This window comes from uncultured Flavobacterium sp., from assembly GCF_963975005.1.
Taxonomy (GTDB): domain Bacteria; phylum Bacteroidota; class Bacteroidia; order Flavobacteriales; family Flavobacteriaceae; genus Flavobacterium.
In genome coordinates this window covers 1-17,804 of sequence record NZ_CAXBFR010000020.1, presented here as the reverse complement: position 1 = coordinate 17,804, position 17,804 = coordinate 1, and the positions used below count along the sequence as shown (strand labels likewise).

General features: G+C 31.7%; 17 protein-coding genes and 1 tRNA gene. 10 read left to right on the top strand and 8 right to left on the bottom strand.

Annotation, left to right across the window (positions count from 1 at the left end; translation table 11 throughout):
- The 10 genes from mraY to AACZ53_RS04170 all read left to right on the top strand — a co-directional run bounded on the left by mraY (nucleotide 1) and on the right by AACZ53_RS04170 (nucleotide 11,363).
- Entirely contained in the window at nucleotides 1-1,221 is a 1,221-nt protein-coding gene (gene mraY, locus AACZ53_RS04215; protein ID WP_339835051.1) for a phospho-N-acetylmuramoyl-pentapeptide-transferase, read from the top strand.
- A gap of 1 nt (nucleotide 1,222) precedes the next feature.
- Nucleotides 1,223-2,557, top strand: a complete 1,335-nt coding sequence (gene murD / locus AACZ53_RS04210) for a UDP-N-acetylmuramoyl-L-alanine--D-glutamate ligase (RefSeq protein ID WP_339835049.1) — start codon at nucleotides 1,223-1,225, stop codon at nucleotides 2,555-2,557.
- Entirely contained in the window at nucleotides 2,557-3,843 is a 1,287-nt protein-coding gene (locus tag AACZ53_RS04205; RefSeq protein WP_339835048.1) for an FtsW/RodA/SpoVE family cell cycle protein, read from the top strand. Before murD ends, AACZ53_RS04205 begins: the two co-directional genes overlap by 1 nt.
- Before the next feature lie 2 nt (nucleotides 3,844-3,845).
- Entirely contained in the window at nucleotides 3,846-4,934 is a 1,089-nt protein-coding gene (gene murG, locus AACZ53_RS04200) for an undecaprenyldiphospho-muramoylpentapeptide beta-N-acetylglucosaminyltransferase (RefSeq protein ID WP_339835047.1), read from the top strand.
- Nucleotides 4,935-4,988: 54 nt separating this feature from the next.
- Complete coding sequence (gene murC / locus AACZ53_RS04195; RefSeq protein ID WP_339835046.1) at nucleotides 4,989-6,347, top strand: UDP-N-acetylmuramate--L-alanine ligase; 1,359 nt, start codon at nucleotides 4,989-4,991, stop codon at nucleotides 6,345-6,347.
- The gene (locus AACZ53_RS04190) at nucleotides 6,325-7,047 is read left to right on the top strand and encodes a cell division protein FtsQ (RefSeq protein WP_339835044.1); all 723 of its coding nucleotides are present in this window, start codon (nucleotides 6,325-6,327) and stop codon (nucleotides 7,045-7,047) included. Before murC ends, AACZ53_RS04190 begins: the two co-directional genes overlap by 23 nt.
- 7 nt (nucleotides 7,048-7,054) lie before the next feature.
- Entirely contained in the window at nucleotides 7,055-8,416 is a 1,362-nt protein-coding gene (gene ftsA / locus AACZ53_RS04185) for a cell division protein FtsA (RefSeq protein ID WP_339835042.1), read from the top strand.
- 68 nt (nucleotides 8,417-8,484) lie between these two features.
- Nucleotides 8,485-10,467, top strand: a complete 1,983-nt coding sequence (gene ftsZ, locus AACZ53_RS04180) for a cell division protein FtsZ (protein WP_339835040.1) — start codon at nucleotides 8,485-8,487, stop codon at nucleotides 10,465-10,467.
- Nucleotides 10,468-10,757: 290 nt separating this feature from the next.
- Entirely contained in the window at nucleotides 10,758-11,204 is a 447-nt protein-coding gene (locus tag AACZ53_RS04175) for a GatB/YqeY domain-containing protein (protein WP_339835038.1), read from the top strand.
- An 85-nt stretch (nucleotides 11,205-11,289) separates the two neighbouring features.
- A tRNA-Arg gene (locus tag AACZ53_RS04170) sits at nucleotides 11,290-11,363 on the top strand.
- A gap of 77 nt (nucleotides 11,364-11,440) precedes the next feature.
- Here AACZ53_RS04170 and AACZ53_RS04165 read toward each other — a convergent pair.
- The 8 genes from AACZ53_RS04165 to AACZ53_RS04130 form a co-directional block, all read right to left on the bottom strand.
- Nucleotides 11,441-12,244 (bottom strand): endonuclease/exonuclease/phosphatase family protein, encoded by an 804-nt coding sequence (locus AACZ53_RS04165; RefSeq protein WP_339835036.1) that lies wholly within the window; start codon nucleotides 12,242-12,244, stop codon nucleotides 11,441-11,443.
- A gap of 106 nt (nucleotides 12,245-12,350) precedes the next feature.
- Complete coding sequence (locus tag AACZ53_RS04160) at nucleotides 12,351-13,832, bottom strand: serine hydrolase (protein ID WP_339835035.1); 1,482 nt, start codon at nucleotides 13,830-13,832, stop codon at nucleotides 12,351-12,353.
- 108 nt (nucleotides 13,833-13,940) lie between these two features.
- Nucleotides 13,941-14,501 carry a helix-turn-helix domain-containing protein gene (locus AACZ53_RS04155; RefSeq protein WP_339835034.1) on the bottom strand — a complete coding sequence of 187 codons (561 nt, stop codon included), beginning with the start codon at nucleotides 14,499-14,501 and terminating at the stop codon, nucleotides 13,941-13,943.
- 117 nt (nucleotides 14,502-14,618) lie between these two features.
- A complete protein-coding gene (locus AACZ53_RS04150) occupies nucleotides 14,619-14,828 on the bottom strand; it encodes a hypothetical protein (protein WP_339835032.1) in 210 nt (69 codons plus the stop codon).
- 67 nt (nucleotides 14,829-14,895) lie between these two features.
- Complete coding sequence (locus tag AACZ53_RS04145; protein WP_339835030.1) at nucleotides 14,896-15,246, bottom strand: hypothetical protein; 351 nt, start codon at nucleotides 15,244-15,246, stop codon at nucleotides 14,896-14,898.
- Between the two features lie 164 nt (nucleotides 15,247-15,410).
- The gene (locus tag AACZ53_RS04140; RefSeq protein WP_339835029.1) at nucleotides 15,411-15,629 is read right to left on the bottom strand and encodes a hypothetical protein; all 219 of its coding nucleotides are present in this window, start codon (nucleotides 15,627-15,629) and stop codon (nucleotides 15,411-15,413) included.
- 117 nt (nucleotides 15,630-15,746) lie between these two features.
- Nucleotides 15,747-16,415 (bottom strand): response regulator, encoded by a 669-nt coding sequence (locus tag AACZ53_RS04135; RefSeq protein WP_339835027.1) that lies wholly within the window; start codon nucleotides 16,413-16,415, stop codon nucleotides 15,747-15,749.
- A gap of 11 nt (nucleotides 16,416-16,426) precedes the next feature.
- The coding region (locus AACZ53_RS04130) for a hypothetical protein (protein ID WP_339835025.1) at nucleotides 16,427-17,804 on the bottom strand (1,378 nt) is incomplete at its 5' end.

Genomic DNA, 17,804 nt, shown 5'->3' with positions numbered 1-17,804 from the left:
ATGCTATATTATCTTTTCCATTATTTAGAAAATAATTTTGATGTTCCAGGAGCAGGTCTGTTTCAGTTTATCACTTTTCGATCTGCATTGGCTATTATTTTGTCATTGTTAATCTCTACAGTTTTTGGTAAAAGAATCATCAATTTTTTACGCAATCAACAAGTTGGAGAAACAGTAAGAGAGTTAGGTTTAGAAGGTCAAAAAGAAAAAGCAGGTACACCAACAATGGGTGGAATTATTATAATTATAGCAACACTTGTACCGGTTCTATTACTAGCTAAATTGGATAATATTTATGTGATTTTACTAATTGTTACAACTCTTTGGATGGGTACTATTGGTTTCATAGATGATTACATCAAAATTTTCAAAAAAGACAAACAAGGTTTAAAAGGAATTTTCAAAGTTATTGGTCAAGTTGGTTTGGGTTTAATTGTGGGAAGTGTTTTGTATTTCAATGAAGGTGTAACAGTTCGAAAAGATACGGCTGAAACAAGGATCACGGCTTCAAATATAGCTTTAAAATCAATGCTAGAAGAAAAGTCTACGGCTACAACTATACCATTTTTCAAAAACAATGAGTTTGATTATGCAGAAGTATTAAGCTTTATGGGTGATGGTTACGAGAATTGGGCTTGGATAATCTTTATTCCAGTTGTTATTTTTATTATCACTGCTGTTTCAAATGGAGCTAATCTTACTGACGGAATTGATGGCCTCGCGGCAGGAACATCAGCCATCTCAGTAATAGCACTTGGTATTTTTACATTCGTTTCGGGGAATATCATTTTGTCAGATTATCTAAATATAATGTATATCCCAAATTCTGGTGAAATGACTGTTTATATAGCTTCATTTATTGGAGCGTTAATAGGTTTTTTATGGTATAACTCTTATCCAGCCTCAGTTTTTATGGGTGATACAGGAAGTCTAACCATTGGTGGAATCATTGCGGTTTTAGCTATTTCTGTTAGAAAAGAATTATTGCTTCCTATTTTATGTGCCATCTTTTTTGCCGAAAATTTATCAGTAATTATACAGGTTAGTTATTTCAAATACACTAAAAAACGATTTGGTGAAGGTAGAAGAGTTTTTCTTATGTCACCATTACATCATCATTATCAAAAAAAAGGATATCACGAAAGTAAAATTGTAACGCGATTTTGGATTGTTGCCATTATGCTTTCAATTCTAGCTATTGTAACCTTAAAACTAAGATAACATGAAAAGACTTGTAATACTTGGTGGTGGAGAAAGTGGTGTAGGAACAGCAATTCTTGGAAAGAAAAAAGGATATGATGTTTTTGTATCCGATTTTGGAAAAATAAAAAGCAACTATAAAGAAGTTCTTGGCCTAAATAAAATTAATTGGGAAGATGAAAAACACACGGAAGAATTAATTCTGAATGCAGACATCGTTATGAAAAGTCCAGGTATTCCTGAAAAAGCGGCAATAGTTAAAAAGCTAATAGAAAAAGGTATTCCAGTTATTTCAGAAATTGAATTTGCCTATCAATATACAGATGCTATTACAATTGGTATTACAGGAAGCAATGGAAAAACAACAACAACATTATTAACTTATCACTTATTAAAACAAGGGGGTTTAAATGTTGGTTTAGCGGGAAATATTGGAAAGAGTTTTGCTTGGCAAGTAGCAGAAGATAAAGTAGATGTATATGTATTAGAACTAAGCAGTTTTCAGTTAGACGGAATTGTTACTTACAAACCAAATATTGCAGTTATAACAAACATAAGTCCAGATCATTTAGACAGATATAATTATGATTATGGATTATACATTGAGTCAAAATTTAGAGTGACTTTAAACCAAACAGAAGACGATTATTTAATATATGATGATGACGATCAAGCTATTTCAATATGGCTAAATAACAATAAAATAAAAGCCAAAAAACTGCCTTTTTCATTAAAACACAAAGTTGAAGAAGGAAGCTATTTAGAAAACAAAACCCTTTATAATATCACAAACAACAAACAAATCAATATGCCAACAACAAATTTATCACTAGACGGAATGCATAATGTCAAGAACGCAATGGCTGCTACAACTATTGCACAGTTAATGAACATTAGGAAACAAACAATCAGAGAGAGTTTGTCAAACTTCCAAGGAGTAGAACATCGTTTAGAAAAAGTACTAAAGATTGAAAATGTTCAGTACATCAACGATTCAAAAGCTACTAACGTTAATGCTACCTTTTTTGCCCTAGAAAGTATGGAAACTCCAACTGTATGGATTGTCGGTGGAGTTGATAAAGGAAACGACTATTCTGAGTTAACAGCTTTAGTAAATGAAAAAGTGAAAGCTATCATTTGTTTAGGTGTTGATAACAAAAAAATTATCGATTCTTTCAATAATATTGTTGATATTATGGTTGAAACGAATTCTATGGAACAAGCTGTAAAAGTAGCTCAAAAAATTGCAGAAAGAGGAGATACCGTTTTGTTGTCACCTGCTTGTGCAAGTTTTGATTTGTTTGAAAATTATGAAGACAGGGGAAATAAATTTAAAAGTGCTGTAAGAGGATTGTAATGAACAAATTTATTAAAAACTTAAAAGGAGACAAAGGAATTTGGGCATTAGTTTTTTTACTAGCTCTTATTTCATTTATGCCTGTATATAGTGCAAGTACAAATCTTGTCTATGTAATAGGTAAAGGCTCTACTTTGGGTTATTTAGTAAAACATTTGGGTCATTTGTTTTTAGGGTTTTGTATCATTTATTTTGTGCATAAAATGCCCTATCATTACACTAAAGCCTTGTCAATGTTATTGATGCCTTTAGTTATTGTTTTGTTGATTTACACCATGTTTCAAGGAACAACCATTGGTGGTGCAAATGCAAGCCGTTGGATAAGTATTCCTTTTGTTGGATTGAGTTTTCAAACTTCTTCATTAGCATTTATTGTTTTAATGGTATATGTAGCCAAATATTTAGCAAAAATCAAAGAAAAAGAATTCACTTTCAAATCTTCATTGATTGAATTGTGGATGCCTGTTTTTTTGGTGTTGATTTTAATTCTACCAGCCAACTTTTCAACCACAGCATTAATTTTCGCAATGGTTTGTATGTTGGTTTTTATTGGACAATATCCTATAAAATACCTAGCTGCAATTATTGGTGCTGGAATAGTGATGTTGACTTTGTTTATAGTAATGGCAAAAGCATTTCCGGATGCAATGCCAAATCGAGTTAAAACCTGGGAAAGTCGTATCGAACGTTTCTCAAGCAATAAAACGGATGAAGATAATTACCAAATTGATAAAGCAAAAATTGCAATTGCTTCAGGAAGAATTTATGGACTTGGTCCAGGGAAAAGTGTTCAGAAAAACTTTTTACCTCAATCATCTTCTGATTTTATTTATGCAATTATTGTAGAAGAATACGGACTTATTGGCGGACTAGGCATTTTGTTCGTTTATATGTTGTTGTTCTTTAGATTTATCGTTTGTGCACATAAAGCTTCATCATTTTATGGTAAATTGTTAATTATAGGTTTGGGGTTTCCAATTATATTCCAAGCTTTAATCAATATGGGTGTTGCAGTTGAGTTGTTGCCTGTAACCGGACAAACATTGCCTTTAATAAGTAGTGGAGGAACTTCTATTTGGATGACTTGTGCAGCCATTGGAGTTATCTTAAGTGTGAGTAAAAAGGACGAGGAAGTTGCAGCTGATTTGCAAGAATCTGAAAAACGAAATGAAGCTTTACAAAGAATAATAGATAAAGAAATTGAGTTAGAAGACGAAAGAGAAGATGAACAAAAAGAGTTAAAGGAATCAAGTAAAAATCCTTTAGAACCCATATTAAATCAATAATAATGAGTGTCAAAAAATTCATAATAAGTGGCGGTGGAACAGGTGGACATATCTATCCTGCAATCGCTATTGCCGATGAATTAAAAAATAAATTTCCAGATGCTGAATTCCTGTTTGTAGGGGCAAAAGACAAAATGGAAATGCAGAAAGTGCCTCAAGCAGGCTATAAAATAAAAGGTCTTTGGATTGCAGGTTTACAACGAAAATTGACGTTAAAAAACGCACTGTTTCCATTTAAACTAAGTTCTAGTTTATGGAAGTCATTCTTGATTTTAAAAAAATTTAAACCAGATGTGGTAATCGGAACTGGAGGTTTTGCATCTGGTGCTGTACTAAAAATGGCTACTGTTTTAAATATTCCAACACTAGTTCAAGAACAGAATTCTTATCCTGGAATTACAAATAAGTTGTTGGCTAAAAAAGCAAGTTCAATTTGCGTGGCTTATGAAAATTTAGAGCGTTTTTTTCCAAAAGAGAAGACCAAATTAACCGGCAATCCTGTTCGTCAAGATTTAATTTCGGTTGACAAAAATAGAACGGAAGCCATAGCTTATTTCAATTTAGATAAAACTAAAAAAACAGTATTGGTTTTAGGTGGGAGTTTAGGAGCTAGAAGAATCAACCAATTAATAGCGCAAGAATTAGAATTTTTTTTAACGTGTGATGTTCAAGTAATTTGGCAATGTGGAAAGCTATATCACGATCAATATCATAATCTTAGTGCTGCAAATGTTCAAGTAGTTTCGTTTATTGATAGAATGGATTTGGTTTATGCAGCAGCAGATTTTATAATTTCACGTTCTGGTGCATCATCAGTTTCTGAATTATGTATCATAGGAAAGCCAACAATTTTCATTCCTTCACCAAATGTAGCTGAAGATCATCAAACCAAAAATGCAAATGCAATTTGTGATAAAAACGGTGCGATTTTAATCAAAGAATCAAATCTAGATAATGATTTTGAAACTATTTTTAAAGAATTGATTTCAGATGAAGAAAAACAAAAGACTTTAAGTCAAAATATAAAAAAGCTAGCCTTACCAAACGCTACAAAAGATATTGTTAAGGAGATTGAAAAGCTATTAAATTAGCCTATATTATAAATCATTACCGTTTGGTTTTAGCCTACGGAAGAATAATAAAACATGAACATAAACCAAATACATAACATCTATTTCATAGGCATCGGAGGCATCGGAATGAGTGCTTTGGCTCGCTATTTTAAAAATATTGGAAAAAATGTAAGTGGCTATGATAAAACACAAACGCAACTAACAAAAGAATTACAACAAGAAGGTATTGAAGTTCATTTTGAAGATAACATCGATTTAATTCCAAGAGATTATTATGTAGAAAATACGTTGGTCGTTATTACACCAGCTGTTCCAGTTTTACATTCTGAATGGAATTATTTCAACGAAAGAAATTACACGGTTAAAAAACGTGCAGAAGTACTTGGGTTAATTACAAAAGACACTTTTTGTTTCGCAGTTGCAGGAACGCATGGAAAAACTACAACATCAAGTATTTTGGCGCATATTTTATTTGATAGTGGTTTAGATGTAACCTCATTTTTAGGTGGAATCGTAGAAAATTACAACTCAAATCTTGTTGGAAACGGAAAAACAATAACAGTAGTGGAAGCTGATGAATTTGACCGTTCGTTTTTACATCTTCATCCAAATATTGCTTGTATTACTTCGATGGATGCTGATCATTTAGATATTTATGGTGATGCTTCTGCTATTGAAGAAAGTTTTAGAGAATTTGCAGCTAAAGTTGAAGATAAATCCAATTTGTTTCATGCAAGTGGTTTGGTTCTTGATGGTGTTTCAGTCGGAATTGACGATGATGCTAAAATAATAGCAAAAAACATAAAAATTGAAAATGGATATTATGTATTTGATGCTAAATTTGAAAATGAATTAATCGAAAATATCCAATTTGGCTTGCCCGGACACCATAATTTATCTAACGCGCTTATGGCTTTGTCAATGGCAAAAAGATATGGTGTTGAAACGGATAAAATTAAAAAAGCACTAGCTTCTTTTAAAGGAATAAGAAGACGGTTTTCTTTTCAAATTAGGAAAGAGAAATTAACATACATAGATGATTATGCACATCATCCAACAGAAATAAATGCAGTGCATCAAGCAGTTCGCGAATTGTTTCCAAACCAAAAAATTTGTGCCGTTTTTCAACCACATTTATTTAGCAGAACAAAAGATTTTGCAGATGATTTTGCAAAAAGTTTGTCAAAATTTGATGAAGTTCTGTTAATGGAAATTTATCCAGCTCGTGAGTTACCAATAAAAGGTATAACTTCAACTTGGTTGTTAAATAAAATAGAGAATAATAAAAAGAAATTAGTTCAAAAAGAAGAAATAAAGGATCAATTAACTAAATCAAACGCAACAGTTTTTGTAACTATTGGTGCTGGTGATTTAGGGGAAATGGTTTCAGAAATAAAAATTACTTTAAGTGAAAAAATTGAATTGGAATAATATACGTTTAGTTCTCATTGTAGTGCTAATGATTTTCTTGTATTCTTTCTCTGGAACCAAAAACCAAGAGCGAAAAATACAGAAGATAAATATTGCTTTCAATGCAGATGATTATCCGTTTTTAAATGAAACAATGGTTAATAACTTGTTAATACAAAATTTTCAAGGTACTTCCAAAGTAAAAAAAGAAAGGGTAGATTTGAAGAAGCTAGAAAGTTTGTTGAATGCCAATAAATACGTAGATAATTCTGAGGTTTTTTGTTCGATTGATGGGTTTCTTAACGCAAAAATAAAACAGAAAAAACCTATAATTAGAGTTTTTAACGAAAATGGTTCTTACTATTTAGATGATAAAGGAAATAAAGTTCCTTTGTCAGAAAATTTCACACCAAGAGTACCTGTATATTATGGTGTAATTAGTGCTAAGGAAGTAAAACAGCTAGTTAGTCTTTTTAATTTTATTGAAAATGACGAAATGCTAAAACATAATATAGTTGATATAAAAAAAACACAGAAAGGAAATATTATTTTTTCTGTAAGGAATTATGACTATAAAGTGATTTTTGGAACAGAAGCCAACATGGAAACCAAATTCAAAAATTACAAAGCGTTTTTACAACACGCGACAAAAGATACATTGATTAAAAGGTATAAGTCAGTCAATTTGATTTTTACAGAACAGGTAATTTGTGCTAAATAATTTGGGTATGGGAAAAGATAACATAGCAGTAGGATTAGACATCGGAACAACAAAAATTGTTGCAATGATTGGTCGCCAAAACGAATACGGTAAACTTGAGATTCTAGGAATTGGAAAATCAAAAAGTTTAGGTGTACATCGTGGTGTGGTGAATAATATCACGCAAACTATTCAGTCTATCCAACAAGCTGTTCAAGAAGCAGAAGCAAATTCAGATTATAAAATTAATGATGTTGTGGTTGGAATTGCAGGTCAACATATTCGTAGTATTCAACACAGCGATTACATCAGTAGGCCAAATGCAGAAGAAGTAATTGGTGATGCAGATATAGATCAATTAATTGGTCAAGTACATAAATTGGCCATGTTGCCTGGAGAAGAAATTATCCATGTTTTGCCTCAAGAATTCAGAATAGACGGTCAAGCCGAAATAAAAGAACCAGTTGGAATGTACGGTTCAAGAGTTGAATCTAGTTTTCACGTGGTTGTTGGTCAAGCAGCTTCAATCAGAAATGTAGGAAGATGCATCAAAAGTGCTGGACTAGATTTGTCAGGATTAACCCTAGAACCATTAGCTTCGGCTGACGCGGTTTTAAGTCAAGAAGAAAAAGAAGCTGGTGTAGCTTTAATAGATATAGGTGGTGGAACAACAGATTTAGCGATTTTTAAAGACGGAATTATTCGTCACACAGCTGTAATTCCTTTCGGAGGAAATGTTATTACGGAAGATATCAAAGAGGGTTGTTCAATCATCGAAAAACAGGCAGAATTACTAAAAGTAAAATTTGGTTCAGCTTGGCCTGGAGAAAATAAAGATAACGAAATTGTTTCTATTCCTGGATTAAGAGGACGTGAGCCGAAAGAGATTTCGCTTAAAAATTTATCAAAAATTATTCACGCTAGAGTAGTAGAAATTATTGAGCAAGTTTATGCTGAGATTAAAGAATATGGTCACGAAGACAATAAGAAAAAATTGATCGCTGGTATAGTTTTAACGGGTGGTGGTGCCGAATTAAAGCACATCAAACAATTAGTAGAATATATAACAGGGATGGACACTCGTATTGGTTATCCAAATGAGCATTTAGCTGGAGATTCTGACGAAGAAATATCTAGTCCATTATACGCAACTGCTGTTGGTTTGGTAATGAATAGTATTAGAAATAATACTAAAAGCGCTACACCATTAGTAGAAATGAAAAAAGCAGAAGTTGTTAAACAAGCAGAAGTAATTGTCGAAGAAGAGATTGTTGACAATGAATTGGTGACATCAAACAACGACACAGAGAGTACAGAGGGAAAAGTTAAAAGATCATTCTTTGATAAATATATTGAAAAAATTAAAGAATTTTTAGACAACGCTGAGTAGAAAGTTTGCAATATTTAATGAAAATGGATGCAAAAGAATAAAATAAGAAAAAATTAAAACCCAAAAATATGAGCAACGAATCAGAATTTGGAAACATTTCATTTGATTTACCTAAAAATCAATCGAACGTAATTAAAGTAATAGGTGTTGGTGGCGGTGGAAGCAACGCAATCAACCACATGTTTAAGCAAGGCATAAAAGGAGTTGACTTTATTATCTGTAATACAGATTCTCAAGCACTTGCAAATAGTCCTGTGCCGAATAAAATACAATTAGGTGTAAACCTTACAGAAGGTCTTGGTGCTGGAGCGAATCCAGAAGTAGGACAACAATCTGCTATTGAAAGTATTGATGAAATCGAAAAGATGTTAGATACTAACACAAAAATGATTTTCATTACTGCTGGTATGGGTGGAGGAACTGGAACAGGTGCTGCACCAGTTATCGCTCAATTGGCAAAAGAAAGAGACATTCTTACAGTTGGTATTGTTACAATTCCTTTTCAATTCGAAGGGAAAGTACGACAAGAACAAGCTTTACAAGGAGTCGAAAGATTGCGTAAACAAGTGGATTCACTTATCGTAATCAACAACAACAAATTAAGAGAAGTATATGGTAATTTAGGTTTTAAAGCTGGATTCTCAAAAGCAGATGAAGTTTTAGCAACTGCTTCAAGAGGAATTGCAGAAGTAATTACACATCACTACACCCAAAATATTGACCTTAAAGATGCTAAAACAGTTCTTTCTAATAGTGGTACAGCTATTATGGGTTCTGCTGTGGCTTCTGGAGATGATAGAGCGAAAATCGCTATCAAAAGCGCATTAGATTCGCCATTGTTAAATGATAATAAAATTACAGGTGCCAAAAACGTATTGCTGTTAATTGTTTCAGGTTCGCAAGAAATTACTATTGATGAAATCGGAGAAATCAACGACTTTATTCAAACAGAAGCTGGTTTCAACGCTAATATTATTATGGGAGTTGGTGAAGATGATACCTTAGAGGATTCTGTCTCAGTAACAATTATTGCAACAGGTTTCAATGCAGAACAACAACACGGAATTGTAAACACCGAACCAAATAGAATTATCCATTCATTAGACGACGAGCAAAAAGTCGTTAAAAATTTACTTGATAAGACAAATTTTAATATAGAAGTTGAAGCAGAAGAAGTCAATCCAATTCAAACTGAGTCAACTTCATCAATTACGTCACAAGAAAAATCTGTAGTTTTAGAAAAAAATGAAGAGAAAATTGTTTTCACTTTAGATGAAGCAAAAGAAGAATTTAATTCAGTTGTAGCACAAGAAAACGAATTAATTGTAACAACAGAAGCATTGAAAAACATCAATGTGGCATTCGAAATTATTGCTCCACAAGCTAAAGCAGAACCAGTCTTCGAAATTACATCTATGGCAAAACCAATCAGAGAAATCGAAGTGATTGAACCAGAATTTGTAAAAGCAAAAGAAGATGATTTACTTTTTTCTTTAGACATGTTTGAAGATAAAAAAGAAGTAAATGATAATCAAATTATTTTCAATCTTACGGATGATACAAAAGAAATTGTAGTAAATGAGCACGTTGAATTTATTCCTGTTACAGAAGTAGAAAAAAACGGAATCATTAAACATTCATTAGAAGAATATTTAGAAAAAGAAAACGAATTATTGACTGCTAAACCAACACAGGTTTCAGAGCCAATAAATCCAGAATTAGATATTACAATAAACACTGTTGAAGCTAAAGAAACACAAGAATCAATTTCAAGCTTAGAAAACAGAGATTTAACAGAGTTAACTATTGAAGAAACTTTACGTCTACGCACAGAAGAACGCAAACGTAAAATGAAAGAATTCAATTATAAATTCAATACAAATTCTCGTATAGATGAAATCGAAAGACAACCAGCCTACAAAAGAATGGGAGTTGATTTAGAATCACCAGAATTAAACAATAATAAGTCTAGAATGTCTCTAGGAACTGATAGTAACGACGATCCCCAATTGCGTTCTAACAATTCCTTCTTGCATGACAATGTAGACTAATGCTCCGTAAACTTAACCTAAAAACCCGTATCGTTTTCAATAACAATACGGGTTTTTTAATTACCTTTGTTCTAGTTTTTAATTAGAACCTATTTCCAGCTTTTCATTACAAGCTTTTTGCACTTATTTGTTTTTTCTAAGCAAAAAAAGGAGCTTCATAAAGTCGCTCTTTTTTCACAAGAAAAAATCAAACAAGCCACAAAAAGGCTTTTCATTGCAATCTGGGGTATTAAATTATCATTAGCTTTAGCTATTGGACAACAAGTAGTTAACCATAAACAACAAATAAAATGAGTTTATCAACAAAAATTATGGACAGTATGAAAGATGCTATGAGAGCAAAAGATACTGTTGCATTAGAAGCATTAAGAGCTGTAAAATCAGAAATATTATTAGCACAAACTTCAGGTTCAGCAGAAGGATTATCTGAAGAAGATGAAATAAAAATTTTACAAAAATTAGTAAAGCAACGTAAAGACAGTGCTGCTATTTTTGCAGAACAAAATAGAAACGATTTAGCTGAACCAGAATTAGCTCAAATAGCTGTAATCGAAAAATTCTTGCCAGCACAAATGTCTGAAGCAGAAGTTGAAGCAGCTGTAGCAAAAATCATTTCAGATGGAAATTTCTCAGGAATGGCATCAATGGGTCAAGTAATGGGAATGGCTTCAAAACAATTAGGAGGAAACTCAGACGGAAAAACAATTTCTACAATCGTTAAGAAGTTATTAGTATAATTTAGAATAAAAGAGAATGGAAAATAGAACAAAGAGAATAGATTAATTCTTTCCTCTTTTCTCTTTTTTCTTTCCTCTCAAAAAAGGCTTCGTAGTTCAACTGGATAGAATGACGGATTTCGGCTCCGTTGGTTGCAGGTTCGAACCCTGCCGAGGTCACAATTAATTAAAATTAGTCAATTGCCGTTGGCTTCAGTCAAAGGTTTTTTTATGAAAACAAATTGGCTTTAGCTAAATTAATTCAAACTAATCTCAACCCAAATAGGAATATGATCTGAAATTTCTCCAGCTGATTTTAAGGTTTTAAAGTCTTTGTAAAAATGAATAACATCAAATTTGGTGACTTTTATTTTGGAAGTGTTGTACCAAATGTTATCAAATTCTGAAGACAGGCAGATCTCTTTTTTACATTCTCTTTTTAATGTTGTCTTCTGGTTTTTAAATGCTGAAGCATAACCTATTTTCTTTAAAGGATTAAAAACTGTATGCGATTGTGGGCAATTGAAATCACCTATAAAAAGTAAATTTAATAAGGGATATTCTGAAGGTAAAAATTTGAAGTATTTGATTTCAGTTTCGGGTTGTTTGCTTTTTGTAATCGCATGAAAATTAACTAAGGTTACTGTTTTTTCGTTATATTTAAAAGTGCAATAATAAGGTTCTCTGTCTATTTCTTGGCTGTACTTTTTTTCTAACCAAGCTTCACCAATTTTTTTGACCTTACTGGTTTTCCATAAAAAAGCATATCGTTCAGTTTTGTATGCACTACCTGTTGTTGGATCACTTATAACATAGTCCCATTTTGAGCCTTTTCGGTTAAGTTCGTCTGCTAGTTTTGCTACCGCTTGTGCGCCACCATAACCCGCAATAACTTCTTGAAGAGCTATTACATCATACTCTTTAAGAGTATTGGCAATATACGTTATTGTTGAGTCTGATTTTGATTTACCTAGATTTTCTACATTCCAAGAAATGACTTTTAGTTGAGCAAAAGTAGCTGAAAATACGAGTAACAAAACAAAACATAATAAACTCTTCATAGAGCCAAAATACTACTAATCTTGCCAACTTCAAAGCGTAAGTCCTGAATTTTGAGCATCAGATTTTGTTTTTTTATAATTTGATGTTTGCAAGTTTTTAAAGCTCTTATTTTGTGGTTTCTATTTTTATTATTTCTTTTCCTTGTTCTCCTAAATAATGACTTATTATTTTCTCATATAAGTTGTATCCATCATCCATATTTGTAAAAATTAGTAATCCTTTTTTTGTTTTTGGAAATATAAAAACAATCGTTTGTACTCCTTGGTCAGAACCACCGTGCGAAATTGCGTAATCTCCATTTTTAAAATTGTAAATCTCAAATCCGAGACCAAAATGTTTTCCATTTTTGGTTGCTACTTGAGGTGTTATCATGTCGTTAAAAACTTTTTCAGAAAGTCCTTCACGGTTCATTACGCTAACTAAAAAGTTTCCATAGTCTTCGATAGTGGTTAATAAATCGTCAGCAGCATTTGGTATCTTGTTTCTAGTGGTTTTGTAGCTGTTTCCTTTGTTGTCGAATTCAAAGGCAAATCGTGACTCATCAACTTTGTTGCTCCAAGAAAATTGTGTGTCATTCATTTTTAAAGGCTCAAAGATTAATTCATTGGCTAATTCTTCTAAGGGTTTGTGGAATTTAATTTCTAATGCTTTTCGCAAATATTCCAGCCCTTCACCCGAATATTGATATTTAGTTCCTGGTTCAAATTCAAAACCTAATTGGTTTGACTTATTAGAAAACCTCCAATTGGGAAATCCAGTTTGATGGCTTAAAATATGTCTAGTAGTTAGTTTTTTGCTGTTTGGATCTTTTGCTACGTCTGGATCTGTCCAATAGTTATAAATGGGTTCGTCTAAATCCCATTTTCCTAAACTTACTAATTTTAAAGTAACGATTGCTGTTACTGGTTTTGTTAAAGAGGCTACATTAAAAATGGTATTATATGGTGCTGCAACATCCTTTTTGAGTTCTCCATAAACTTTAATTTGCTTTAGTTTTCCGTTTTCAATTATTCCTAATCCAAGTGTTGAGACTTTGTTTTCTTTAAGCCATTTTTCTATTTCCACATTATTTTCAAAAAATGACATTTCTGTATTATCAAGTTCGTAAGCTTTATGCCCATAACTTAAAGAAGTTTGTAATTTCCATTGATCGTTTTCTAACACCCATACATTTGAAAACTTTGCGATTCCTGGTTCGGCTACTTTGCTTTCGTAAAAGAGATGTTCTCCGTTATGAATAGCTCCATATAAAATTCCATTCCTATACAATGGGAAAATTTCGGTACTTTCTTTTACTAATACTCTTATTACTTGACGCGTTTCGGGACTTTTGCATAAGCCGTTTTTTAAGTCGTTAAGAAATTTAGTCTTGTTGGAAACACCGTCTTTATCGTGATAAAACTTTAGGTTTTCGCTTAGTAAGTTTTCAAACTGTTTGATGTCGCAATGATTGAAACCTATATTGAAAAGTAAGCTGTCTTTGGCTAAAATTGTTTTGTAGAGTGTTGCATTTTTATCCAATTGTGCCAAACTGTTTGCACTGAAAAGAATTGAAACAATAAGGAGTAAGGTGATTTTTTTTGACATGATGAATTGTGTTTTGCAGTTCGTATTGATTGACGCAAAGATTATACAATCCATATCTTTTTTCAAGAAAAGATGCCCGACAATAACCCGACAATTTCGTGACAGGGTTTATATCATGTTGAAATTCAGCTTGTAGCGAAGTTTTTTGTACTTATCTATCGCTATGGCATTTCTAAGAATGATAAACACATTAGACAAGGCAATTCCTATCATAAGGAATAATGTGAAGTTGTTTCCAAGCTTTAAAAAGATTCCTATCATAAAAACGATAGGTGCTAAAATGGTCCAAATAATTTGTAAAGAAATAAGTTGTTTGGTTAGTTTGTTTTTTTGTTTCATTGTGATCATTAGCACAAGAGGAACAATAATATTTAAGGGTGGAATTAAAGTAAACGGAATTGAAGAAAGGTTTATTATTTTTAGTAAAGAATAGTTAATTAACGCTACTTCGTTAGGAGTTGAAATTGTAGTCTGTTCTTGCTCTTGTTTTTTGTGGAGCAATTCATTTTCTTCAATTTCTAAGGCTTTTGCTAAAACGCGAAGCGTGTAGCCTTTGGGTTCTTTTCCTGTTTCAATTCGTTGTATAGTCCTTGTAGAAACACCAGATTTTTTGGATAACTCTTCTTGGGTTAGGTTTTGTTGTTCTCTAAGTGTTTTTAATCTGGACATTCTCTTTTTGGAGTTTGGTATTTGATGTTTTGAGGCTTAATGATTTTTAATTAAGCACGGATTTCAAATATACAAAACTAACTTTAAAATAATTTTTTGATTAGGTCAAAAATAGTATTAGTCTTCCCAACCACAAAGTGTAAGTCCTAAATCTTGAGCATCAGATTTTGATTTTTTTACAATTTGATGTTTACAGGCATTTAAACCTCCACAGGTTTTGGTGTAATGGTATTTTTTTGCTCCTTTTGAATCACAAATGTAAACATCGCTATAATAACTTTGTATATTTATAGTGAATAGGAATAGTAATGTTATTAATGTTTTCATTTGTTTTCAGTTTTATATAATGATAAAAGTAAACCAATTCCAACTACTACATCAACTATATTCCAAATTATTCTTTTTCATAAAACCCAATCGTTTTTAAAAATCCTTCTTCAAACAAATAAAATTCATTAAAGGTTTCTATAGATTGTTTGTTTTTGTTTTTACTTTCATGAATTAAGCCTAAGTGTTTTTTGTTGATGGTTAAGTGCAGTTTGCAAAGTGGTTTTCTATTATCGTCGTCTAATAGAATTCCAAAATAAGATTGTTTATCTCTATGAGTTATTCGGTCCATTGAAAGTTTTTTTCTTAAAATGGCAACCACAATTCTGTAAGCTTCTCGTTCTTCTTCAGTTTCTATCTTATCTTTTAACTGATGAATTTTATCGATTAATGCTCTTAGTTGCGAATTTGATTCCATGACTGCTTTGATTTAAATTGTTATTTCAAACATATAACATCTAAAAATCAATTCCTTACGGGAAACCGTAATTCAAAAAAAGGACTGCAAAACTCTAAAGTTTCCTGTCACTTTAGAGTTTTTTGCAATCCGACTTAATTAACAAACCATCAATTAAGTATTTATTACTCTGATTCATAATGAATATGAGCTGCAGAGCAACAATGTTTGCATCCATTGGCGTTCAAATAAACTTTTAACGCTTCTTTAAGCGCTTCCTTTTCATTTGAAAAATCTCCAATATAGTGAGCATTTACAATAACAGGCATGTAAAGGCAAAATTCATTGTGCAGTTCATGGTCTCCATTTGTTTTCGGAATAAGATCTAGGTAATAACGTTTCATAATGTTCCCTTTTCAATTCTTTGACAAATTTAAGACAACAAAAACGTTTGATTTTACGGGAAACCGTAAAGGAGCGTTTTTTTTTGTAATAGGTAAAATAGGTAATGGGTAAAAGGTTTATATTAAACCTAGGTCTTTTGCAATTGCAATTAAGTGTACTGTGTTGTTTGCTTTAAAATAGTCTTTTAGTTTGCCTATTCTTTTTTCAATAGTAGATTTACTATTAGGTTCAATGCCTAGTTTTTTAAACGTAATGTCCATTTTATCTTGTGCTACACCCAGAGCTAAGTGTTGTATTAATTGGATGTCATAATCGTCAATTTGGTGTGTGATTTTATCTTGAAAAATGTAGGTTAGGTTTGCTGCTATGTACTTGTCGTCGCTTTCAAAAACTTTTTTCAGAGCTTTTTTTAGTTCGGGCAAACTGTTTCTTCCCTTTAAAACAAAGGCGTTGATGTTTTGGTTTTCAAAAAGAGATTTGATGCGCACTGGTTTTTCTTCTACTGAAAAAACAATCACTTTTATGTTGGGTTGTATTTTTTTTACAGCTGTTATTAGTTCTTCGCCCGAATTTAATTGGTTGGGTCTAAAGTCTTCTATGAAGGACAAATCGGTTATCAATAGTTGATAAGGTTCGTTGTCTTGTAAAGCTTTTTTAATTTTCAACATGGCATCATCACAATATTTTACATTGTCAACTTCAACGATATTTAATTCGTCTAAGGTTGTTGCAACAGCTATGTTGATGCTGTCTAAATCTTCGGCCAATAATACTTTTGAAAACATAGATAAACGGTTTATTTTGGAAAAACAATTTTAGCTTTAAATCCTTTTTGGGATTCTGTTTCAAAAGTAAAGCTTCCATTTATGGTTTTTATACGGTTTTCCACATTTTGCAAACCATTTTTAAATTTTAATGATTTACTGCTTCCTATACCGTTATCCGAATAGTTAATTTCGTACGTTTTGCCTTTGTCTTCAAAACCAATTAAAACCAAATTGCTTTGGCTGTGTTTTTTCATGTTAACCAACAGTTCTTGAAGAACTCTATAAACTGTAATCTTGGTTATTTTTTTAGTCTTTGCCCAATTTATGGCTTCAAAATTTTTGATGATTACGTTTGTATCTTCACTATTAAAACCTGAAAGTAATAAGGATAAGTTTTCTTTAAAGTTTTCGCTCGTATCGATTTCACTATTTTCTAAAGAAATATTTCTTGTACGGTTGTAAATGTTTTCAATTTGATTTAAGAAATGTTCCTTTTTGTTTAAATCAGACAAATCTTGCGTTTCGGCAAAAGTCATGGTGTTGTAAACATCGTTGGCTAGTTCATCATGAAGCTTTTTTGAAATTCGAGTTTCCGCTTCATATGTAGATTTTTGAAGTTTGTTTTTGTTTTTAAAACGAATTAAGAAATAAATTAAAAGGGCGATAATTCCAAATCCGATAAATAAATAGGTAATAAACTCTTTCTCAACTTTCAATTTCTCGTTTTTCTCTAAAGTAATTTTAGAATCGTATTTTATTTTTGAATATTGGTTTTTGGCTGATTGTCTTATTTTTGTAATGCTATCATTAATGTGTGAATAAGTAGCAAAATGTTTAACGGCCTTTTTGTTGGTAGCGTTTTTTATTAACAAATCAAGTGCTTCTAACTTGTCATCTGGACTATTGACAATTGTGGCTGATTGCAGCGCTTTATTTGCAAACTCTTTTGATAAAACTGGATTGTTTTCTTCGTAAAAATTTGATAGGTGTATATAAGATGCAATTTTATCGTAATCATCATTGATGCTGTCTCTTATGTTTAAACTAGCATAAAGATATTCTTTTGCTAAGGAGTCTTTTTTGATTTTAAAATAAGCAAATCCAAGATTATCTGTTACTCTAGCGTATTCACTTGGATAAACTTTTAAAGAATCACTTTTTAGTAACTTTTCTAAAACATCAATTGATTTTACATATTCTTTTTGATCTAAATAATTTACCGCAATGTTGTTTTTAATAGTAAGTCGATTAGTTTCATTTTTTGAATTATCGAGCGTTTTATTATAATAAAGTAAAGCGTTTTCATAATCGGCTTGTTCATTATAAGCAATACCTAAAAAGTTGTTTAGATATTCTTTATAATTTGTTTCGTTATCAATACCAAAGGCTTCTGTAGCTGTTTCTTCT